A 22,334-nucleotide genomic window follows, 5' to 3' on the forward strand; every position below is an offset into this window, starting at 1 on the left:
TTTGGCTCATTGTTGATGCGGTTTATCCTCGGGCGGGAAAGGTTTATCTCCGACATCAAAGGATTTTTTGATTGCTACTCGCTGTGTTTGTGCAAGCATTGCAGCGGTATCCACAAGCTGCATAAATTCATGTCGGTAGCCGCTGGTATCTTCCCCCAGCGCAGAACGAGTGAGCGCACTAAGCTTATTATAATCAAATTGATGCAAATAGTGACTTTGATTCAGTAACTGTCCTAATCCTGCCACCGCAGCGGCAAAGCGAAAATCATCACTCGCCTGTGCTAAGGATTTCACTTTTTGATCGGCACGGATTGGATAGGTAAGTAACTGGCTTTGAGTGGCATCCGGTAGCTGATAACGTAATTTCAGATAGGCGATTTCATCGCGGCTATATTTTTCATTGCCCGTTTTGGGATTATACCCATAGCGAAGTTGATCATTAGACAAATTACCCGCATCAACATAACGCAGCTCGTAAAGTGCCGTGACGGTATGCCCAGCGCCTATTTCGCCCGCATCCACCTTGTCGTTATTAAAATCTTCACGCGCTAAGGCGCGGTTCTCATAACCGATAAGACGGTATTCGGCCACAAGAGCAGGATTAAACTCGACCTGCACTTTCACCTCTTTGGCTATGGTGAGCAAGGTTGCACTTAATTGTTCCACCAGCACTTTTCTCGCCTCATTGAGTGAATCGATATAGGCATATTGTCCATTGCCTTTATCGGCTAATTGCTCCATCAAATGGTCATTGTAATCACCCATGCCAAAACCGAGCGTAGTTAACCCAATCCCTTGTTGTTTCTGTGCGCTAACCAAATCGATTAGCTCATCGAGATTGCTGGTGCCGACATTAAAGTCACCGTCGGTCGCAAGTATCACTCGATTAATGCCGCCTTTAACAAAGTGTTTCTGCGCTAACTGATAAGCAAGCTGAATACCTTGCGCCCCATTGGTTGAACCACCCGCACTAAGCTGCTCTAACGCATAATGAAGAGTTTGACTGTCGTTACCCGCCGCGCCATCTAACACCACTCCAGCAGCGCCGGCGTAGACGACAATCGATACCTTATCCTGAGCATCCAGTTGCTGGGTCAGCATTTTCAAGGCAGTTTGCAACAAAGGTAACTTATCGGGCGATGCCATCGACCCTGACACATCCAGCAGAAACACTAAGTTACTGGCGCCCAGTTCAGCTTTACTCTGCTCATACCCCTTCAAACCAATGCGAAGTAACATCATGTCATCGTTATAGGGTGATGGAGCAAGCTCAGTCGTAACACTGAAGGGTGCCTCATTTTTCCCCGGCAGTGGATAGTCATAGGAAAAATAATTCAGCATTTCTTCAACCCGCAGCGTGTCCTTTTGAGGCAATCGCCCTTCCTTTAGCATTCGCCTTAACGTCGTGTAACTGCCGGTATCGACATCGATAGCAAAAGTCGATACAGGGATCTCCCCTGCGACCATGATGCCGTTTTGCACTTGCTTCTCGAATCGATTGCGCTCAGGTTGCACAGCCCCTGGCCAATCGCCGTTTAACGCGGGCGCCGCACTGATACTGGCCGCAGGTTGAGCAATATACGATCGCCCCTCAGCATTCATTGTTTGCAGCCTAGCTAACGAGACTTGCTCCTGTATGGCGATTGCAGCATCCAATTGCCGATTGGCCTGACGCTTGGCACTTTCCTTAAGCTCTGCGCTTTGCTTAAGTTCTGCACTTTGCTTTAGCGCTGCTTGTTGCTCCGCGGCAATTTTTGCTTGAACTGCTAATTCAGTAGGGTTTTGCTGCTTCGCAGATTTATCACTGCAAGCACTCAAACCGAGCAGTACAGCGACTGTTAATCCCGAAACAACAAAGCTTAAATGCGTTTTATAGCGAAAGACTGAAGATGGATATCTCATGATAGTGACCTAGTGATTGTGACCCCAATGGTTGATATCCCTATAAACGCAGCCTAAGCACAAAAGGGTTATTTGATAAGAGAAATCGCCACACTCACTTTGCCAAGCATACTATTTATTAAAAACAAAGACATTTAAGCGTCTTTTGCAACCATGATCACACAAGAACATTCTTCTGGACTCTAGAATAGAGCCTTGTAATAAGCCGCGTTTATGGACCCACTCGTGTCACACTCTGCTCATTTGTTTTCATTAAGAATTGCCCACGCCCTTAGCGAAGCGTGCGTAAAAGATAAATATTCGTTTAAACGTTTTGGACAAGATCTCATGGCGGGTCTGACCGTCGGGATCATTGCGATACCACTGGCAATGGCACTGGCGATAGCCAGCGGTGTCGCCCCACAATATGGCTTATACACCGCAATTGTCGGTGGTTTTATTATCGCCATGACAGGTGGCTCCCGTTATAGCGTCTCGGGGCCAACGGCCGCCTTCGTCGTCTTACTCTATCCCATCGCCCAACAATTTGGGTTGGCGGGACTGCTGATCGCTACCGTCATGTCTGGCATGATGCTGGTTGCCATGGCGATGTTAAGACTGGGTAGATTAATCCTATACATTCCTGAATCGGTCACCTTAGGCTTTACCGCAGGGATTGGGGTAGTGATAGCAACCTTGCAGCTAAAAGACTTCTTCGGTCTGCATATAGAGCACATGCCAGAGCAATATTTTGCCAAACTCATGGCACTAGGTCAGGCATTGCCTGCACTTCACCTACCAAGCTTATTAGTGGCTGCTGCTACCTTAGCCACTATGCTACTCTGGCCTAGATTAAAAATCCCAGTACCAGCCCACCTTCCGGCCATCGTTTTGGGCAGTATTCTCGCTTTAGTGTTAAATGCTATGGGCGCTGATATTGAGACCATAGGAACACGTTTCCATTACCAATTAAGCGACGGCAGTGTCGGCACAGGTATCCCTGCGGTTCTCCCCCACTTTGAATGGCCTTGGTTACAAACTGGCGCCAATGGTCAAACCTTTGAATTTAATCTGGCCACTTTTCAAGCCTTACTCCCTGCCGCCTTCGCGATTGCCATGTTAGGTGCCATAGAATCGCTGCTATGTGCCGTTGTGCTTGATGGTATGACAGGCAAGCGCCATAGCGCGAACAGCGAGCTTCTCGGCCAAGGGATAGGCAATATTATCGCCCCCTTCTTTGGCGGGATCCCAGCAACCGCGGCGATTGCCCGCAGTGCGGCAAACGTTAAGGCGGGTGCTCAGAGTCCGATCGCATCGATGATCCATGCCATAGTGGTCTTGGTTGGTTTAGTCGCGCTCGCAGGAGTACTTGCCTACTTACCTATGTCGGCCATGGCCGCATTATTACTGGTTGTAGCTTGGAATATGAGTGAAGCCCCAAAAGCAGTGCACTTACTGAAAACTGCGCCCACCAGCGATATATTGGTGTTTTTAAGCTGTTTTTCACTCACGGTGATATTCGATATGGTGATCGCCATCAGCGTGGGGATTATTTTAGCCGCGCTACTATTTATGAAAGAAATCGCGGAGATGACCAAGCTGTATGATATCAGTAGCAACAAGCGTTATATCGATCAGCCTCTGCCCGCCGACTGGGCCGTGCTCAAAATTAATGGCCCGCTATTTTTTGCCGCTGCCGATCGTATTTTTGCCGAAATCGCCAGCCTCACTCAAGATAAACAAGTGATTGTACTTTACTTAGATGGGGTATCGATTCTGGATGCAGGCGGTCTTGCAGCACTCAATAAACTGATTGAAAAATGTAAGCATAACCATACTAAGTTGATTATTGCCGATTTGCAGTTTCAGCCCATTCGCACCCTTGCGAGGGCTAAAGTGCAACCAATTGAAGGGATACTGAAGTTTTATCCTACCCTGCGGGAAGCCTTAGCCGAAGCGCCATCATTTGAGCATATCGTCGAATCTAATCCAGCAGCAACCCACTAATTGCAAATTGATATTTTATCCCCAACGCACAGTATCTGCGTTGGGGTATAGGGTTTATTTAGGCCAATTCGACGAACACTTTATCCATCCTAAAGGCACTATTTTTACGCGCAAAAAACGCCAGAAATCGGGCTTTACATGGTATTATTCTGCGCCATGATGCTCCCTGCTCTTACAGGAGCCGCGAACATCGACTGTACCCAGACCTGAAACAAGGTCGAAATATAATTAAAATTAGTGAGTTAAGGAGTTATCATGCAAGCCCTTGTTGCTGTTGTTATGGGTTCTAAGAGTGATTGGCCCACAATGGAAGCCGCCGCTGAGATCATGGATAAACTGCAAGTGCCTTACCATGTTGAAGTTGTATCAGCCCATAGAACGCCAGATAAGCTGATGGAGTTTGCAGCCGGAGCCGCTGACCGTGGTTTTAAAATTATTATCGGTGGCGCGGGCGGTGCAGCTCATTTACCCGGTATGATTGCCTCAAAAACTCGCTTACCCGTATTAGGTGTACCAGTACAAAGCAAAGCGCTATCGGGCATGGATAGCTTACTGTCTATCGTGCAGATGCCAAAGGGTATCGCCGTAGGTACACTCGCCATCGGTACCGCAGGAGCCTTTAACGCTGGTCTACTGGCTTGCCAAATTCTCGCCAATAACGATGCAGATCTTGCCGCACGTTTAGAAGCCTTTAGAGAAGAACAAACCCGCGCAGTACTGGACAATCCCGATCCGAGGGAAGCCTAATGACCCAAGCAAATGCAAAATCAAAGGTTTGGGTGTTAGGGAATGGTCAACTCGGCGCTATGCTGACCCACGCAGGCGAGCCACTGGCTATTGATGTTCGCGCCGTCGATATCATGACGCCAACCGATGAAATCCTGCCGCTAGCGCCTGAGGATATTATCACCGCCGAACGCGAGCAGTGGCCAGAATCCGCCTTAAGCTTACAACTCAGTAGCCATCCGCATTTTGTTAACGGCCCAGTATTTAGCCGTTTGGCCGACCGTTACAGCCAAAAAAGCTTACTCGATCAGCTCCAAGTCCCAACGGCACCTTGGACACTTGTCGATGATAAGACCAACGTCGAAAACTTGTATCAAGCCTTTGGCCCACGCGTGTTGATGAAACGTCGCACGGGCGGTTACGACGGCAAAGGCCAACATTGGCTAAAACAAGCCGAAGCAGGTGACATCCCCCATGATTGGCGCAACTTAGCCATTGCCGAGCAAGCAATTAACTTCGATGAAGAAGTCTCCTTAGTCGGCGTACGTACCCGTGAAGGTCAATGCGTGTTTTATCCATTAACACTCAACCTGCACCAAGATGGCATTTTGATGGCCTCAATTTCGCCACTGACTCGTCTGAATCACCTGCAAGCGCAAGCGGAAGGCATGCTGAGCGCTATTATGCATGAGCTGGAATATGTCGGCGTAATGGCGATGGAATGTTTCCGAGTTGGCGATAAGCTGCTGGTTAACGAGTTAGCGCCGCGAGTACACAACTCAGGCCATTGGACCCAAGCGGGTACCCATATGGATCAATTCCAACTGCATTTAAGAGCTTTGTGTGGGATTGCGATTCCGCAGCCACAGGTTAACTTTCAATGCGTGATGGTCAATCTGATCGGTATTGATAACGATCCTCGCTGGTTAAGCTTGCCTAATGCTGAGCTCTATTGGTACAACAAAGAGGTTCGCCCAGGCCGTAAAGTCGGGCACTTAAATCTTTCAGTGCCTAATACTAGCGTGTTAACAGATAGTATTGGCGCATTGCAAACTTGGATGCCAAGCCAATACCAAGCGCCCCTTGCGTGGATTTTAGCCGAGTTTGCTAAAGCCTAACCGAGCAGCGCAACTCACTGATAAGGGAATATATTTATTCCTTTATCAGTGAATTTATCAACTTCGTTATATACTTATTCTTACTCAGCGTGAATGAGTTAGTGATGTGGCGATTCAATCAGACTAACCGGAGCACGAATAAAGGAACTGCCGAGTGAAATTAAGGGATAATTTTAAACGTAAAACTATTGACCGCTTAGACTATCGCTATCACCTCTTATTGTTGATTGTACCGATAGTGCTTTTCGTTTTATTGTTCGTTTTTAATGCTCCGACAGAAGACTGGACTATTCTCCCTCTGCTGTTTGTGTGCCTTATCTATGTCATTGCCTACAGCTTAATCTACTATCTCCACCAAGGGCGTTTAACTCGCCTATGGCAACATCTAGAGCAAGTTGTGAACATTAACGATGCCATTTACGAACTTGCCCACCTGTCGAGTCAGTATAAAAATGAACATGCATTTCTCGATGCCCTGTTGAATAAAGCCGTCTGTATTATTAACGGTGCAGAAATGGGCAGCATTATCAAAGTCAATGAAGATAACCATAGACTGCATTTCGAGTCAGTAGTTGGACTCGATCTTAATAAGCTAAAACAATTGAATTTTTCCCTTGAACAATCCTTCGAGTATCGACTCACCAAGGGTAAATGTGACCGTGTAGTCGTTGTGGATGATATGAAAAATATCAATGCCGCAAGCACGCTAACAGATGAACAGCAACAGGTGCTGCTTACAGCAGCCAAGCAACCGATACGCTCCACTCTCTCCAGCCCAATACGGATTGATGGCAAACTTTACGGTATGCTGAATCTCGATAGCAGTAGTGTTGGCGCCTTTAACGACTACGACCGTAATTTGGTCTCTATTCTTACCCACGAGGCCAGCAACGCCATTGCCCTGTATCAAAAGTCATTACAAATCACTAAACTCGCCAACTTCGACAACTTAACCGGACTCTATAACCGTAAAAACTTCGAAGATGCCCTGCAACATTGGCAACCTAAGGCTCAATTAGGCAGCTTTTTAGTGATCATTGATATGGATAATCTCAAAATTATCAATGATCAACAGGGACATCAGGTCGGCGATGTGGCAATAAAAGAAGTCGCTAAAACAATCCTAGGTTTCTGGAAACACAAAGGCATTATCTCTCGGTTTGGTGGCGATGAGTTTGTCGCCCTATGCCATGGCCCGCTTGAATTACTCGAAAACGATCTGGATGCCATGCGCCTTAAGTTACATCATGAGTCGCCGCTAAATCTCAATTTTAGTGTAGGCATCGCCCCTTACGATAATGATTGGGCTAAGTCTTTTAAACAGGCTGATAATGCAATGTATGAGCAAAAGCGCGGTAAAAAACAGGCCGTTAATGCACTCGAAGCCATAGCGGCTAATAATCAGCTGCCGCAATAAACATTCGGCAACAGCTTATAGTCAATAAGCTCCTCGTACATGGGCGCAAGGTTAATCAAAAAATAGTCGCCATAACCAAGAAGAATCTAAATCCTCCTTGCAGGTTTTATACTGAGCCGCATAACGTTTGGCTCTATCATCCACCTTAGCTGCAACCTTGACTAACCAAGCCTTAGACTTATAAGAGCCTCGACGATAACCTCCCCAACCTTCGTGGTAATTGAGGTACTGCGCCTTCGCATCCCATTTAGAAATTCCATTGATTTTATTGGTCTTGTAAATAAACCAGCCCATAAAATCCATGGCATCATCAAAATTACTGCGCGAAGACCAACTATTACCAGTCTCGCGAACATAGTCATCCCACGTCATGGATTTGGCCTGCGCATAACCATAGGCATCACTGGCTCGGCCAATGGGAATAAAGCCTAAAAAGTACTGCATAGGCGGCGCCGCATTATGTTTAAACGAGCTTTCTTGATACATCATTGCCAGAGGCACATGCACGGGTACGCCCCATTTATCGCGGGTATCCTTAGCGGCCTCGTACCATGAACGATGTTCTTGAAAAATATCGCAAAGGTTGTCAGGAGATTTTGGCGGAGAAGTGGCGCAACCAGACAGAAAACCTATGGATGCACATAACAGAGTTGTCGAAAGCCATTTCATTAAGCGCTTGTTCTCCAAAGAAGTAAAACTTGCCCATCATCGCACAGTGATAGAATGAGGCAAAGCACCAATCCTGTTTTTGGCGCTAAGATCACCTTCGCGCCTATTTCCAGGTCATACTCATTAACAGAAATGACAATCCATTGTTAAAACGAACTATTTTGTTTCAGGACTTAAATCAAACTGGCATTCATGATTTTCTTGTTGCCACACACCAGGCTCCCAATAGTTGGTATCTTTACCCATGTAGCGTTTATCCGTGTGGAATAATGCCCCTATGTGGTAACGCTGGTGCCCTTCGACCACTAACGTAAAGGTTTTTGGCGTTCGCGCGCTAAGGGACACCCCAAGGGATGGAGCATCAATTAACTCGGCAACGGTAAACTCATATTCCCCAGGTGCTAATTGATAATTAGGCTTTGAGACCACAGGCTTACCATCTAGATGAGTCACCACCACTCGATACCAATGGGTACTAGCATCGGGTTGTAAATAGCCCGATACCGTACCACAACTTAAATCATCTTCAGGGGATGAAGCGCAACCTGAGAGTAACGCAGTAGACCCAAGCAAACTGGCAGCGAGAATAAATGTCCGCATCTTCACACCTTGACTCATTAGGCTGGCGCGCCGAAATAGTCAGTCAGATAATCATCAAAGGATACCGCACTTTGCGCCGCTTCGATGTCCGCTTGCTTGTTAAGCGATGCTTGTGCCTCAGCTTGATAATCGCTGACAACCTCAGCTGATAAGGGGTAATCCATAAAATATTGATGATATTGCTGTGCCAATGACATCACCCACTGCCCATGATCTTGCCCCTTGGTTACCAATTGCTGAAGCACTTGGCCCGACAAGGTTTTTTGTGGGTCATTTACAGCTTCACGCCAATGGGCTAAGGCCACTTGGTAATCGTGTTTATCACCATCGAGTAACTTAGCCAATGAGTCCAAATGCTCAAAGAGATCCAAGAGCCACGTCTGCAATGGCCGCGTACCCGAATCGGTCATCAGTTCAAGCCCTGGTTTACGGCCTTCAAGCACAACTGACTTTAAGTTAGCACTTAAACGAGCTTCCTCTGCCGCATCTGATTTAGGAGAATCTGTTAATAAACAATAGAGTAAGAACAAGTCGAGGAAACGCACTTGGCTAGCCTCAATCCCAATCGGGCTAAAAGGGTTCACATCTAATGCACGTACCTCAATATATTCCACCCCTGCGCGGGCAAGGGCTTCAGAGGGTTTCTCACCACTTTTTGTCACCCGTTTAGCGCGGATAGGCGAGTAAAATTCGTTTTCAATTTGCAGCACATTAGCATTGAGTTGACGATATTCACCATCCACCTTGACGCCAATATTGGCAAAATTTGCCGATGGCATCTTAATTGCCGCTTTAATCCCCGCCAAATACTCAGGCAGAGAATTATAACTAATATTGAGATCTTCTTGCTCTTTATTGGTATAGCCCAAATCGCTCATCCGTAGCGACGTTGCATAGGGTAAATACAGTGTGCCGCGTCCCGACTTTTCAAAACGTAAATCGGTCTTTTGACCCTTGATAAATGAGCTACACAACGCTGGAGAGGCGCCAAACAAATAAGGCAACACCCAGACCAAACGGCGATAATTGCGGATAAGTCCAAAGTAAGACTCGGAGATAAAATCCTCAAAGCTCAAGCCTTTATCGCTCAGTTCATAGAGGCGTTGCCACAATTCCCGCGATACCGAGAAGTTAAAATGCACCCCAGAAATAATCTGCATCAAAGCGCCGTAACGATAAGTTAAGCCCTTACGATACAAGGTTTTCATCTTACCCGTGTTCGACGTACCGTACCGAGCAATGGGGATATTCGCCTCATCTTTTACATAGCAGGGCATGCTCACGGGCCAAAGACGCTGACCATGCAAATGCCGCACACTATAGGCATGGGTCTGGGTCAAGCCTTGCAATAGCGGCTCAACCTGATTATTCACCGGAGTAATAAATTCAAGCAGTGCTTCACTGTAGTCAGTTGTAATACGCGAGTGAGTCAAGGCCGACCCTAACTCGATGGGGTGACCATCTAGCGCAAGGTAGCCAGATTCATCAATACGTAGCGCCTCACGCTCAATTCCACGTTGCATGCCAAGGAGTGCGGCACGCCCTTGAGCGTCCGAGAAATGTTGTACTAATTCATTGAATGGCTTCAATTTGCGCTTCTCTGATTGGTGGTTCGCTATCGCGACAAGGTTAACAGTCAGACCTTTATTTTGAGGCTTATCTTTCAAAATACGCCTCAAAATAAATCTAAACCTGTCCATGGGGCAAGCCAAATTACATTCTTCTGCGATTAAACGCAGACGGTGACAGCTAATGCTGTCACCGCCATACACTTTAACGCTTTAGACAACAGCCACTTTGTGCTGCACGATTAACTTGTCTGCAATTTATACCCAAACAACCTAAAGAGGTTGAAACTCGTATCTTTGGGTTTGTTAGGTATATAAGGCCAAAAAGCTAATTTACAATACTAAAGTTTCAATTGGATAGCCTAAAGTTGCCAAATCCGCTTCAATTTTAGCCTTGTCACCCACAACCAAGATGATCATTTGTGAGATATCTAGCTCGGAAGCCGCGAGGGCATTGAGTTCATCTTTTGTTACAGTATTTATAATTTTGTCCTGCTCGGTAGTAAAATCTTGGCTTAATTGATAACGCTGAATCATCCGCATAAAACCCGCCTTCTGATAAGGCGTCTCATAATCTAACGCCTGCCCTTGGGAAACCGAGTTTCGCATAAAGGTCAGCTCCGCATCAGTCATCCCTTGCTGCTGATAAGCTTTGATTTCTTTAATAAACTCATTTAAGGCTTTAGCAGTTACATCAGTACGCACATCGCTAGAGGCGATAAACTCCCCCGCTTCACCCGCTCCCGAGAAGCTTGTATGCGCGCCATAGGTATAGCCCTTATTCTCACGTAGGTTAAGGTTAATACGACTATTAAAAGCCCCCCCTAGAGGGTAGTTCATTAAATACGATTTAAAATAATTGCCTGTTGCATCATAGGGTAAGGCGCGTTTCGCAATATTGATCACCGACTGGGCAGCGCCGGGTTTATCAATCACATAAATAGTGCCCCCTTTAAGTGCAGGGAATGATTTTAGTGGCGGCAATACACTGGCCTCACCTTGCCATTGACTTAATCCTGCAAGTTTTGGTAGCAATGCGCTTTCAGGCAGATTTGCCACAGTAATAATTTTGGCATTAGCACCACGATACTGCTCGGCGTAAAATGCCTTCACATCCGCAAGTGTCAGCGCGGCTACTGAATCTAACGTTCCCGCATCACTCACCCCAAGGGCGTTATTGTTACCATAGAGCAAGCTATACAGCGCAACATTGGCCTGATAGCTAGGATCAGACTGCATATGTTGAATTTGCTGTAATTGTTGCTGCTTCACGCGAGTAAAATCGGCCTCATCGAAGGCTGGCATAAATAGCTTTTCTTCTAAGATGGCTAAGGTTTCATCCAAATGCTCGGTGAGTGCTGAAACTTTAATCGTGCTTTGATATTCCGAAGCACTAAAATCGACCGTACTACCTAACATCTCAAGCGCCTGTGACAATTGTTCACTGCTACGCTTTTGGGTCGATTCATTGAGCATTTCCGCAGTTAAGCTTGCCAGTCCCGCCTTTTCGACGGGGACGAGTCGATGACCACCGTTAAGATAAATCACCAACTCAACCGTTGGTGTTTCGGCGCTTTGAGTGCCCATCACTTCAATGCCATTGGCTAACTTACTGGTCCAGATTTGCGGCACTTTCAGCACAGGCGCAGCCCCCGTTGCGGGCATTTTTGAACGATCAAAGCTTGAAACCAATTTAGCGGTAGGTAATTCACCTTCAACCGCCGTTTGGGCGACCGGCAGCGTTTGGGCAGTGAAGTTATCGGGATGGGCAACTAAGGCCTTCATACCCTGCGGCACCACACTCATCACCACCATAGGTTTGTCTTTGATGTATTTTTTAAATACGCGCATCACATCGTCTTTAGTGACATTAGCGTAACGAGCAAGGTCAGAAGCTATTTTATTCGGCTCACCAAACAAGGTTTGATTTAGCGCCAAAGTCGATACTTTTCCTTTGACACTTTGCAGACCAAATATGCTATCGGCCTCAAACTGGACTTTTACTTTTTGCAAGTCTTCGTCGGTCACGCCGCGCTGCTCGAACTCATTAATAGATGCCAAGATCCGCTGCTCAAGCTCAGCAAGCGTCGTCTCTTTTTGTGGATTAGCTAGGGCGTAAATCGACATCTGGCATGCCAACTCCTGACAAGGTTGGCTCACGCTGGCCTGCACTGCATAACCATCCTTCACCAGATTTTTATAGATTAATGAGGTTTTCCCCCCACCTAAAATATTGGCTAATAAATCCAGCGCAGCCTCATCGGGATGACTGGCATACACAGTCGGAAAACCTATACGGATCAGTGGTAAATGTACGTTATCTTCCATCGAAATATAGCGGGTCTTATCAAGCGTAACTAAGGTCTTAGGTTCGGACTGAACCTCTGGGCCTCGGGGGATTTCGCCAAAGTATTTATTAACCCAAGCTAAAGCTTGCTGCTCATCAAAATCGCCACCAATCGTCAGCGTTGCATTATTAGGGCCGTACCAGCGCTGGAAAAAGTGCTTAACATCATCCACTGTGGCGCGGTTAAGATCCTCAGGCCAGCCAATAACAGGCCAGGAATATGGATGCCCAACTGGAAACATAGCTTGATTAAAACGCTCGCTCATTCGGCCATAGGGTTGATTATCAATCCGTTGAGCGCGCTCATTTTTTACCGTCTCACGCTGCACTTCAAATTTCTCACTGGTCAGCGCTGGCAATAAAAAGCCCATACGGTCAGACTCAAGCCACAGCATTTTTTCGAGCTGATTGCTAGGGACTGTCTCAAAATAGTTGGTTCTATCAGTATTAGTGGAACCGTTAAGCATTCCACCCGCCTCGGTCACCACCTCAAAATGCTGCTCATCGGCAACGTGCTCTGAGCCTTGGAACATCATATGTTCAAACAAATGAGCGAACCCAGAGCGACCAGCGAGTTCACGGGCTGAGCCGACATGATAAGTCACATCAACATGCACTAGAGGATCAGAGCGATCCTGATGCAAAATTACGGTAAGGCCATTAGCAAGCTGATATTTTTTATAGGGAATACCGACTTGTGAATCTGTGAGTTGCACATTTTCAATTAACCTTATACCTGTAGGTATTTGGGTTGAAGTTTCAGAGGCACAGCCTGCAAGTGCAGCGGAAATCGCAACCGCTAGTATCCATTTTTTCAAAGTATTCCCCTTATACATCAATGGGCTAAAAATTAGCTCAGCTCAAAACCTTTTATCCACAATCACTTAAGACGCTTAAATATCAGTAAAGTTCCAAGTAATACAATGACTTCCTTTACTAAATCCCGCCCTTTAACCGAACAACTGCGTTAATAAATCAACCAAGCCAGTGTAATGTCACTGCAGCTACCATAAGATAACGAACTATTTTACCGATAAAAATCATACTCAACGCGGGTAACATGGGTAGCTTTAACCAACCCGCAAGTAAACATAATATATCCCCGATAATCGGTGCCCACGACAGTAATAAGGACCACACGCCATAACGCTCGATAAGTGTTAAGGCTTTGGCATGTTTGCCTTCATTCAATGCCTCTGGGGACTTAGCAAATCGCCCTAAACGTCCGAGATAAAAACTTGTCATCGCCCCTAAGGTATTACCAATACTGGCTACAGCAACTAATACTAACCAAGCTTGCGGGACTTTATTTAACAGGGCGACGAGCAAAACTTCAGATCCACCCGGTAACAAGGTGGCCGCCAAAAAAGCTCCCGAAAACATGACAATTAAGTCCGACATAAAAACTTACTCTATGAAATTAATAATTTTTTACATTAAATATTGGGTTACAACTTTGACGTTAAAACGATGTAACAACCAACTATTTCACAACAAACTCATTTATCACAATAAGTTATAAGAAAATCGGTTTGTTATAACCCTGTCACTGCCGATACAATGCCTTTAATGGCAGAAATTGTCCTGTACCTGACGCGCCGCTTGGTATAAGTTCATTTACTTCAAGTGGATACACATACTAGCATCTCAGGTCTATGGGCTTGTAATGATATATTTTTGGAAAACGCATGATCCTTCAAACTATTAGCCGCATCCCTTTTTGGCAAAAAGTCCTCACAGGCTTTATCTTAGGTGCGCTCGTTGGCGTGTTATTAGGCGAAAGCGCAACTGTGCTTAAACCGCTTGGCGATCTATTTATTAGCGCGATAAAAATGCTAGTTGCGCCACTGGTCTTCTGCGCTATCGTGGTAAGTATTACCTCGCTAGGCTCTCAAACCAATCTAAAACGCTTAAGCCTTAAGACCTTAGGCATGTTTATGCTAACAGGTACAATCGCCTCGTTAATCGGCTTAGCCGTTGGTTCGCTTATTGATATGGGCGGCACGATGCAACTGGCCACCACTGAAGTCCGTGAGCGCAATATACCCGGGTTTGCGCAGGTGCTACTCGATATGATCCCTGTCAATCCATTTGCCTCACTGGCCGAAGGTAAAGTACTGCAAATTATTGTGTTTGCCGCTTTAGTTGGGATTGCCATCAACAAGGTCGGCGAGAAGGCTGAGCCGCTTAAACGCACAATTGAAGCGGGCGCCGAAGTGATGTTTCAACTGACTCGCATGGTGTTAAAACTCACCCCAATTGGTGTATTTGGCTTAATGGCTTGGGTGGTGGGTGAATACGGTTTATCGACCCTATTGCCTCTAGGTAAGTTTATCGCCGCAATCTATATTGCAGCCCTGATACATATGATTTTTGTGTATGGTGGCTTTGTGAAATTTGCAGGCTTAAGCCCTATGCAATTTTTCCGCAAGGCTATGCCTGCGCAATTAGTGGCTTTTAGTACCTCTTCAAGCTTTGGCACGTTGCCAGCCAGCACTAGAGCGGTTGAAACCATGGGCGTTTCTAAGCGCTACAGCGCCTTTGTTATGCCGCTCGGTGCCACTATGAACATGGATGGCTGTGGTGGTATCTATCCTGCAATTTCGGCGATTTTTATCGCGCAGATTTATGGCATTCCACTCGATACTTTAGATTATGTGATGATTGCCGTCACCGCCACGGTTGCCTCTGTCGGTACTGCTGGCGTGCCAGGCAGCGCAATGGTGATGTTAACAGTGACCTTAGGCGTGATTGGGTTACCGCTCGAAGGTATTGCCTTTATCGCCGCAATCGACCGTATTATCGATATGATCCGCACCGCGACGAACGTAACTGGCGATATGATGACCGCCGTTGTGATTGGTAAATCAGAAAATGAGTTGGATATTGAACAGTTTAATGCCAAGGATACTCAAACATCGTTAGCCTAATACCTAGGATTGAATCACTGTATACAAAAAACCACCTTAACTAAGGTGGTTTTTTTAGCCCTTTTAAAAGCCATGCATGCTGGTGCTCACCCTAAACCAACCAGCAATACTGTTACGTTGCGCCAAGGTTTTTGTCACCTCATGGGGAAAACGCTCGCTTAAGAAAATCACAAAGTGCCCCATTTTTGGCGCTATACGTTCAATCTCATTATCGGCTTCATCGTAAATAATCAGCTCGCCGCAGTCTGCTGGCGTCCAATCCGGATTTAAGAAAAACACCGTGGTTAAGATGCGGTTTTGACTGCCTTTTAGCGCATCCACATGCTTCTTATAAAAAGCGCCGGGTTGATACACAGCATAATGACTTTCATAGTCAAACAACCCCATAAATAAGCGACGATTGAGCCCATCCTTTAATTGCATCATCAAATCCAAATAGAGTGAATCAGGCTCATGCTGCTCCTCTAACCACTGAATACGATCACGACGAATATCGGGGTTAAGTTGTTGTTCTGCACCACGTCCGATGGAGGCCGCTTTCAACTCATGTATTTCTGTTGTTCGAACTTTATCCAGCAATACTTGGCTTATATGACTAGGAACTAACTCGGGTAAAAAGATATAGCCTTTGTCTACCAAGGCGTCAGCGATCACATCCAGCACTGCTTCACTTAATTGCGAAACCATTAATGCTACATCCAATATAAAGAGGCTACGCTTTAGCTGTACTCAAGGGCTCAAAGGAGGGGAAACTGAGCCTGATTTTCGAGGGGCGTCGATACGGGATAAAGACGTTATCCCACAGTCAAATGTGGCGGGATTTTAGAGTAAAGATTATCAAAAAACAATAGCGTAAAAAAAGGCTTGATAGGTTGCCCTACCAAGCCTTTGGCCCTTTTTACAATGACTCGTTTAGTCGACTAAACCACGACGTTTTAATAAGGCATCGGTCGTAGGTTTTTGACCAGTAAAGTGGATGTAATTCTGCATTAAATCTTCGCTGTTGCCTTTAGACAATACCGCTTCACGGAACTTATCGCCGTTTTCAGCTTTTAAGCCCCCATGTTGGCCCATATAGGCGAAGGCATCGGCGGCAAACACTTCTGTCCACAGGTAAGCGTAATAACCGGCTGAATAGCCACCCGAGAAGGCATGGCTAAAATAGCTCGACTTATAACGCGGTGGGATCGGCGCGAAATCGAGGCCGTGTTTGGCTAACACTTGATGCTCAAACTGTTCCACATCCTTGATTTGGGTGTCGGCACCAATCGAGTGCCATTCCATATCCAGCAATGCAGCCGCTAAATACTCAACGGTATCAAAACCTTGACCAAATTTATTCGAGGCTAAGATTTTATCGAGTAAGGCTTTAGGAATAGGTTCACCAGTTTGATAGTGCTTGGCGTAATTGGCAATGACTGCTGGGTCAATGTTCCAATCTTCGTTAACTTGAGATGGAAACTCTACAAAGTCGCGCGCCGTAGAGGTACCTGCCACACTCGGGTATTTCACCTTGGAGAATAAACCGTGCACCGCATGACCAAATTCATGGAACATAGTGGTCACTTCATCGAAGGTCATCAAGGTTGGGCCGTCAGCAGGTTTCGGGATATTCAGGGCGTTATACACAACCGGTTTAGTACCGAGTAGCCCGCTCTGAGTGACAAACTCATCCATCCAAGCGCCGCCGCCCTTGCCTTCACGGGCATAAGGGTCGAGATAGAACAGGCCAATTGAGCTGTTGTCTTTATCGAAAACCTCAAAGGCGAGCACATCGCTATGCCATACTGGTAAATCGGTGCGAGGTTTAATGCTAATGCCGTAGAGTTTGTTCATTGCGAAGAACAAACCATCCTTGAGCACTGAATTGAATTCAAAATAAGGTTTGATGCTGCTCTCGTCGAGGGCATACTTTTGTTGGCGCACTTTCTCGGCGTAATAAGCCCAATCCCAAGGTTGCAATTCAAAATTGCCGCCAGCTTTTTTGATTTCAGCTTGGATATCCGCCGCATCGACCTTAGCGTGAGCCAACGCCTTAGGCGCCAAGTCATCTAAAATTTCATACACTGCGCTTGGCGTTTTAGCCATTTGGTCGGCCACGGCATAGGCTGCCCAAGTATCAAAGCCGAGTAAATTAGCTTTCTTGGCGCGCAGCTGCGCCATCTTCACGATTAAAGGGCCATTGCTAGCAACGGCTCGGTGGGCCGAGGTTTCCCAGACTTTTTGGCGCAGTTCACGATTATTTAAACTGGCTAAAATAGGCTGACGCGTCGTGTTCACTAAGGTAATCAAGTAACCCGTTTTACCCGCTGCTTGCGCTGCGGCCGCTAAGGTCGCGATTTCACTGTCAGATAAACCGTCTAGCTGTGCCTTGTCTGTCACGACAATCACATCGTCTTTAAATGACTTTAAGCTGTTTTGGGAAAACTCAGTCGCAAGGGTGGCCAACTCAGCGTTGAAATCACGCATTTGGGCTTTATCGGCATCGGATAATTTGGCCCCAGCACGCACAAACTGCTCGTAATAAAACTCGACTAGGCGCTTATCTTCAGCATTTAACGTGTCACGTTGTTGATACACGGTTTCAACACGTGCAAATAAGCTTGGATCTAAATAAATGTTATCGCGATGAGCCGATAACTTAGGCGCTAAATCCGCCTCCGTTTTTTGAAAATTATCATCGGAGATCAAACCCGCGAGGTTAAAGAAGGTGCGTGACACTCGAGTCAACAACCCACCCGACGTTTCCATAGCTAAAATGGTATTCTCAAAGGTCGGCGCCTGCTTATTGCCAATAATGGCGGCGATTTCAGCCTCGTGCTCTTTTATCCCCTGCGCAAAGGCGGGGGCATAATCCGAGCTCTTGATCAAATTAAACTGCGGTGCTTGATCTTGTAATGGACTCTTGCTTAATAACACATTGGTCGCATCTATTTGAGCTGGTGTTGAAGCAGCTTTGGCTGCGACAGCATTAGTAGCTTCAGAATTTACAGCAGAATTTTCAGAACAGGCGCCCAATAACAACGCCGCGGTAACAGCGGTAAAAATAACAGACTTACGCATATTAACTCCCTTAAGTGTCACTGCCCTGTCTTTATATTTTTTAAGTGAAAGGTGCGAGTAACGGATTTTGGCTTCTCTTCCAACGAGTGCATCTTCAAGGCACTGTCGTCGATGCACAACCTTAGCAAGTTAACCGCCATTCAGCCAAGCTTTCGACCAACGTATTCCAGGCTAAATTGTATCGCTTTATGTGTGACGAACCTCAAATAACATCATCAAGCGATCACCACTGCCATGCCCACATTACATCTGAATAATAAAAATCATAAACAACATGATAAATATAAAAATAATTTAATTTAAAAATAATAAGTTACCTAAGAACAATTATAAAAACGCTAAAGGTTAACGTGATAACGATATAAAAACCGGCTTAAAATCAAACCATTTAAATAACAAATATTAATTATTTTTAACAAACAACCAATCCAAGTGTTTATCCAACAGACAAACAAAAATCACGTCATATATCGACTGTAATTTAACCAATCAAATTCATTGTCACAATTTAATACAGCCTTTATCCAATTAATGTCACATTCAGATCATCAAATGTCTTTATAATCCTGTTCGTTAACTTAATGCTTCTGTAACTAATCGTTTTCAGAACAGTTTTCAGAATATGAGTTAACTGGATGATGGGCATGCTCAAAAATAGAGCATGTATTAGGGTCACATAAATATAAATAGAGAAAACTATGTTAAATAAAAAACTACTCGCAGTGGTGATCACTGCCGCCCTTGGTGTAAGCGCCTGTGGCTCAGATGATGAGCCAATTGTTCAAGCGGATTTACGTGTACTAGAAACCACCGATCTGCACACGAATATCATGGATTTCAACTACTACAGTGGTAAAGAAGACCCAACAATTGGTCTAGCTCGTACCGCAAGCCTTATCCATGCCGCCCGTAAAGAAGCCAAAAACAGTGTGCTCGTAGATAACGGCGACCTGCTTCAAGGTAGTCCTATGGGTGACTACATGGCTAAAGTCGGCCTGCAAATGGGCGATGTTCACCCCGCCTATAAAGCGATGAACCTACTAGATTACGAAGTGGGGAATATCGGGAATCACGAATTTAACTATGGTTTAGATTTTTTAAATAAATCACTTCATGGTGCAGAATTCCCTTATATTAACGCCAACGTATATTGTGCTGATGAAAACGGTTGTTGGAATAATGTGAAAAAAGGTGAGCATTTATTCACCCCTTATATCATTAAAGAAAAACAAATCGTCGATAGCGAAGGAAATAACCAAACCATTAAGATTGGTTATATTGGTTTTGTGCCACCACAAATTTTATTGTGGGATAAACAAAATCTTACTGGCAAAGTTAAGGTTGAAGATATCGTCGAGACAGCAAAGAAATATGTGCCTGAAATGAAGGCGAAAGGCACTGATTTGATTATCGCGATCCCCCACTCTGGTATCGGTTCAACAGAGAATCCTGGCGATCCAATGGCGGAAAACGCTACCTACGCGTTAACGAATGTAAAAGATATTAATGCTATTATGTTTGGTCACAGCCACTCCATCTTCCCCGATGCCAAATATGCCGACCTACCTAATACAGATGTGACTAAGGGTCTATTAAACGGCGTCCCAGCCGTAATGCCTGGACGTTGGGGTGACAACTTAGGTGTGGTTGACTTTAAACTAGAGCGTAAAGACGGTAAATGGATGGTACTTAGTGCAACGACTAAGGCTCGTCCTATCTATGATGGCGCAACTAAAACGCCATTAGTCGACCGTGACCAAGAAATTATCGATGCCGTAGCTGAAGAGCACCAAGGCACACTTGCCTTCGTGGATGAGCCAATTGGGGTTGCTGCCGCCGATATGTATAGCTTCTTGACCTTAGTGCAGGACGATCCAACGGTGCAAATCGTTTCCGATGCACAAATAGCCAACGTAAAAGCCAAACTCCCTGAGGCGTTAAAAGATCTGCCTGTATTATCGGCCTCTGCGCCATTCAAAGCCGGCGGACGCCATGGCACAACCAGCGATGCAGACCAATACGTGCAAGTGGATAAAGGCGCATTGACCTTTAAAAATGCTGCCGATCTTTATCTCTACCCCAATACCATGGTGGCGGTAAAGGCCACAGGTGCAGAGCTGAAAGACTGGCTGGAATGTTCCGCTAACCAGTTTAAGCAAATCGACCCAAGTAAAACAACGCCACAGGAGTTAATCAACTGGGACGGTCATCCAACCTACAACTTCGACGTACTCGATGGTTTAACTTATAAAATTGATGTCACTCAACCAAGTAAATTCGACCGTGACTGCGCTGTTGTCAACGCCAATGCCAACCGTATCGTCGATTTAAGCTATACCGATGAAAATGGCAAAGTATTCACTGGCGAAGAATTTGCAGCCAAAGAATTTATCGTGGCCTCAAATAACTATCGCGCCTTTGGTGGTAAGTTCGCCGGTACAGGCAGTGACCATGTGGTTCTGGAACTGCCAGATACCAACCGTGAAGCCTTAGCGGCCTATATCACGGCGCAATCTAAGTTCAATGAAGCAACAGGCAAGTACGAAGGCATGGTAAACCCAAGTGCTGACTACAACTGGGATTTCAAAACCATCAACACGAATGTGACCCTTGATATTCGCTTCCAAACCCAAGATAGCGATAAAGCCGCAACCTTTATCGAAGCGAATAAACAACGCGAAATGACCAAACTGAGTAAAGATGAACTCGGTTTTGCCGTGTACCGCATCAACCTAAGCCAGGATAAAGCAAAGTAATTTGCGTTACTTCCACTTAGATTAAGTTAAAGACAATTAGGTTTAACCTAGCTTCGTGCTTTGGATCAGAAAAGGCTCTTCGTGAGCCTTTTCTTTTAGTTTCATCCCTGCATGCTCTAAACCTTAACAAAATAAACTAAATGAGTTTATTCCTTTGCCATCTAAGGTTTTGTGTAATCCGCTATCTCACTTATCATTAATACGTGATATAAACGAAGAGTAAGCTTATGAAATCCCCTTCTATACTGTGTGCATCAACCCTATTGCTTGCCAGCCTGCAACCCGTTTGTGCCGAAGTCATTCTACAGCTTCCAGGCGATGTCGAGCTGCTCACCGTAAATGGACAAAAGCCATTAAACACCTCACCTGTTACGCTAAGTAATGGATTGAACCAAATCGCTTTTCGCTACAATGCTCAATACCGTAAACAGGCAAATTCAGTACGCTATCAATCGGACGTGCTGATCATTCGCTTTAATCAAACAGACCAAAAATTACATCTCAAACTGCCCAATATAGATTCGGCTAAGGCTGCAAAGCAATTCGATGAGTTACCATTACTCATGCTTTTAGATAAGCATAATCAAGTGATTGCGTTCGACCAAGATAGATTAGTGAAAAACGGGTTACAGATAGGGCGAAACTTCGAGCAGGAAATCTTTCAGTATAATCAGGGACAACATCCCGCCTCGATAACGTTTACCACTCAGCAAAGCCTGCCTCAAGTATCAACGACAACGAGTGCACCAACTCTGCCTGCCACCTCTTCTGCGACGTCCACTATAGTTACCACCACAGCAGTCGCATCCACAGCTGCAATAACACAAAGCACAGCGCATGATTCACCAACTCAAGCCGAAATCAGCCATATGCTGGATTATTGGTATCACCTCGCCGATGACGTCACTAAAGCAAAGTTCAAAGCCAAAATTAATGGGCAATAAGCTTATTCGTTACTTTTTGCGCAGCAGCAAACTAGCATGGTCACGCTAACCCCAATTCAGAATAGAGCAGCCTAGGTTGCTCTTTTTATTGGCCTGATGTTATGTGCCTAAATTTTTAGAGTAACCCAATCTGAAATGGTATCTAAGGGAGAATGTAAAAGTGAAAAAAGCAGAAACTGAAAACATCAAAAACAAAAAAGCCAGCTTATTCAGCTGGCTTCATTGTTTAGTTAGGCGCTTGGCGATGACCTACTCTCACATGGGGAGACCCCACACTACCATCGGCGCGATTGCGTTTCACTTCTGAG

Annotated in this window: 15 protein-coding genes; 7 read left to right on the forward strand and 8 right to left on the reverse strand. The window is 45.6% G+C overall.

Annotated elements, in window-relative coordinates; genetic code table 11:
• Nucleotides 1-6: 6 nt before the first annotated feature.
• Nucleotides 7-1,902 carry a vWA domain-containing protein gene (locus L976_RS11560; protein ID WP_047536886.1) on the reverse strand — a complete coding sequence of 632 codons (1,896 nt, stop codon included), beginning with the start codon at nt 1,900-1,902 and terminating at the stop codon, nt 7-9.
• 225 nt (nt 1,903-2,127) lie between these two features.
• Here L976_RS11560 and dauA point away from each other — a divergent pair, with 225 nt between their 5' ends.
• From dauA to L976_RS11580, 4 genes are all read left to right on the forward strand, one after another.
• A complete protein-coding gene (gene dauA, locus L976_RS11565) occupies nt 2,128-3,888 on the forward strand; it encodes a C4-dicarboxylic acid transporter DauA (protein WP_037429656.1) in 1,761 nt (586 codons plus the stop codon).
• Between the two features lie 255 nt (nt 3,889-4,143).
• A complete protein-coding gene (gene purE / locus L976_RS11570) occupies nt 4,144-4,635 on the forward strand; it encodes a 5-(carboxyamino)imidazole ribonucleotide mutase (RefSeq protein WP_037421257.1) in 492 nt (163 codons plus the stop codon).
• A complete protein-coding gene (gene purK / locus L976_RS11575; RefSeq protein WP_047536888.1) occupies nt 4,635-5,732 on the forward strand; it encodes a 5-(carboxyamino)imidazole ribonucleotide synthase in 1,098 nt (365 codons plus the stop codon). The genes purE and purK overlap by 1 nt, the downstream gene beginning before the upstream one ends.
• A gap of 154 nt (nt 5,733-5,886) precedes the next feature.
• Entirely contained in the window at nt 5,887-7,149 is a 1,263-nt protein-coding gene (locus L976_RS11580) for a sensor domain-containing diguanylate cyclase (protein ID WP_047536890.1), read from the forward strand.
• A gap of 51 nt (nt 7,150-7,200) precedes the next feature.
• Here the strand turns inward: L976_RS11580 and L976_RS11585 are convergent, their stop codons facing one another.
• The 5 genes from L976_RS11585 to L976_RS11605 all read right to left on the reverse strand — a co-directional run bounded on the left by L976_RS11585 (nt 7,201) and on the right by L976_RS11605 (nt 13,734).
• Complete coding sequence (locus L976_RS11585; protein WP_037421266.1) at nt 7,201-7,818, reverse strand: transglycosylase SLT domain-containing protein; 618 nt, start codon at nt 7,816-7,818, stop codon at nt 7,201-7,203.
• Nucleotides 7,819-7,974: 156 nt separating this feature from the next.
• Nucleotides 7,975-8,418: a hypothetical protein gene (locus L976_RS11590; protein ID WP_086024063.1), complete on the reverse strand. Its 444-nt coding sequence runs from the start codon at nt 8,416-8,418 to the stop codon at nt 7,975-7,977.
• Between the two features lie 17 nt (nt 8,419-8,435).
• A complete protein-coding gene (gshA, locus tag L976_RS11595; protein WP_047536893.1) occupies nt 8,436-10,085 on the reverse strand; it encodes a glutamate--cysteine ligase in 1,650 nt (549 codons plus the stop codon).
• A gap of 234 nt (nt 10,086-10,319) precedes the next feature.
• On the reverse strand, nt 10,320-13,169 hold the full coding sequence (locus L976_RS11600) for a M16 family metallopeptidase (protein ID WP_047536896.1): 2,850 nt from the start codon (nt 13,167-13,169) through the stop codon (nt 10,320-10,322).
• Nucleotides 13,170-13,308: 139 nt separating this feature from the next.
• Nucleotides 13,309-13,734, reverse strand: a complete 426-nt coding sequence (locus L976_RS11605; protein ID WP_047536899.1) for a YqaA family protein — start codon at nt 13,732-13,734, stop codon at nt 13,309-13,311.
• Nucleotides 13,735-14,021: 287 nt separating this feature from the next.
• Here L976_RS11605 and L976_RS11610 point away from each other — a divergent pair, with 287 nt between their 5' ends.
• Entirely contained in the window at nt 14,022-15,263 is a 1,242-nt protein-coding gene (locus L976_RS11610) for a dicarboxylate/amino acid:cation symporter (RefSeq protein WP_047536901.1), read from the forward strand.
• A gap of 63 nt (nt 15,264-15,326) precedes the next feature.
• On the opposite strand, the gene L976_RS11615 is transcribed toward L976_RS11610, so the two are convergent.
• Nucleotides 15,327-15,950, reverse strand: a complete 624-nt coding sequence (locus L976_RS11615) for a 2OG-Fe(II) oxygenase (protein ID WP_047536903.1) — start codon at nt 15,948-15,950, stop codon at nt 15,327-15,329.
• Nucleotides 15,951-16,175: 225 nt separating this feature from the next.
• Nucleotides 16,176-18,326 carry a M3 family metallopeptidase gene (locus L976_RS11620; RefSeq protein WP_047536906.1) on the reverse strand — a complete coding sequence of 717 codons (2,151 nt, stop codon included), beginning with the start codon at nt 18,324-18,326 and terminating at the stop codon, nt 16,176-16,178.
• Nucleotides 18,327-19,024: 698 nt separating this feature from the next.
• Between L976_RS11620 and L976_RS11625 the strand changes: the two genes are divergently transcribed.
• Both L976_RS11625 and L976_RS11630 read left to right on the forward strand, forming a co-directional pair.
• Entirely contained in the window at nt 19,025-21,082 is a 2,058-nt protein-coding gene (locus L976_RS11625; RefSeq protein WP_047536909.1) for a bifunctional 2',3'-cyclic-nucleotide 2'-phosphodiesterase/3'-nucleotidase, read from the forward strand.
• Nucleotides 21,083-21,309: 227 nt separating this feature from the next.
• Entirely contained in the window at nt 21,310-22,026 is a 717-nt protein-coding gene (locus tag L976_RS11630) for a DUF2057 domain-containing protein (RefSeq protein WP_047536911.1), read from the forward strand.
• Nucleotides 22,027-22,334 lie beyond the last annotated feature (308 nt).

The organism is Shewanella sp. ZOR0012 (genome assembly GCF_000798835.1).
Lineage (GTDB): Bacteria > Pseudomonadota > Gammaproteobacteria > Enterobacterales > Shewanellaceae > Shewanella > Shewanella xiamenensis.

Excerpts from the sequence above, each read along its gene's own strand:
- L976_RS11615 (WP_047536903.1), bottom strand. The coding sequence starts at position 15,950 with ATGGTTTCGCAATTAAGTGAAGCAGTGCTGGATGTGATCGCTGACGCC.
- L976_RS11585 (WP_037421266.1), bottom strand. The coding sequence starts at position 7,818 with ATGAAATGGCTTTCGACAACTCTGTTATGTGCATCCATAGGTTTTCTG.
- L976_RS11625 (WP_047536909.1), top strand. The coding sequence starts at position 19,025 with ATGTTAAATAAAAAACTACTCGCAGTGGTGATCACTGCCGCCCTTGGT.
- L976_RS11560 (WP_047536886.1), bottom strand. The coding sequence starts at position 1,902 with ATGAGATATCCATCTTCAGTCTTTCGCTATAAAACGCATTTAAGCTTT.
- L976_RS11600 (WP_047536896.1), bottom strand. The coding sequence starts at position 13,169 with ATGTATAAGGGGAATACTTTGAAAAAATGGATACTAGCGGTTGCGATT.
- L976_RS11590 (WP_086024063.1), bottom strand. The coding sequence starts at position 8,418 with ATGCGGACATTTATTCTCGCTGCCAGTTTGCTTGGGTCTACTGCGTTA.
- purK (WP_047536888.1), top strand. The coding sequence starts at position 4,635 with ATGACCCAAGCAAATGCAAAATCAAAGGTTTGGGTGTTAGGGAATGGT.
- L976_RS11610 (WP_047536901.1), top strand. The coding sequence starts at position 14,022 with ATGATCCTTCAAACTATTAGCCGCATCCCTTTTTGGCAAAAAGTCCTC.
- L976_RS11620 (WP_047536906.1), bottom strand. The coding sequence starts at position 18,326 with ATGCGTAAGTCTGTTATTTTTACCGCTGTTACCGCGGCGTTGTTATTG.
- L976_RS11630 (WP_047536911.1), top strand. The coding sequence starts at position 21,310 with ATGAAATCCCCTTCTATACTGTGTGCATCAACCCTATTGCTTGCCAGC.
- purE (WP_037421257.1), top strand. The coding sequence starts at position 4,144 with ATGCAAGCCCTTGTTGCTGTTGTTATGGGTTCTAAGAGTGATTGGCCC.
- L976_RS11605 (WP_047536899.1), bottom strand. The coding sequence starts at position 13,734 with ATGTCGGACTTAATTGTCATGTTTTCGGGAGCTTTTTTGGCGGCCACC.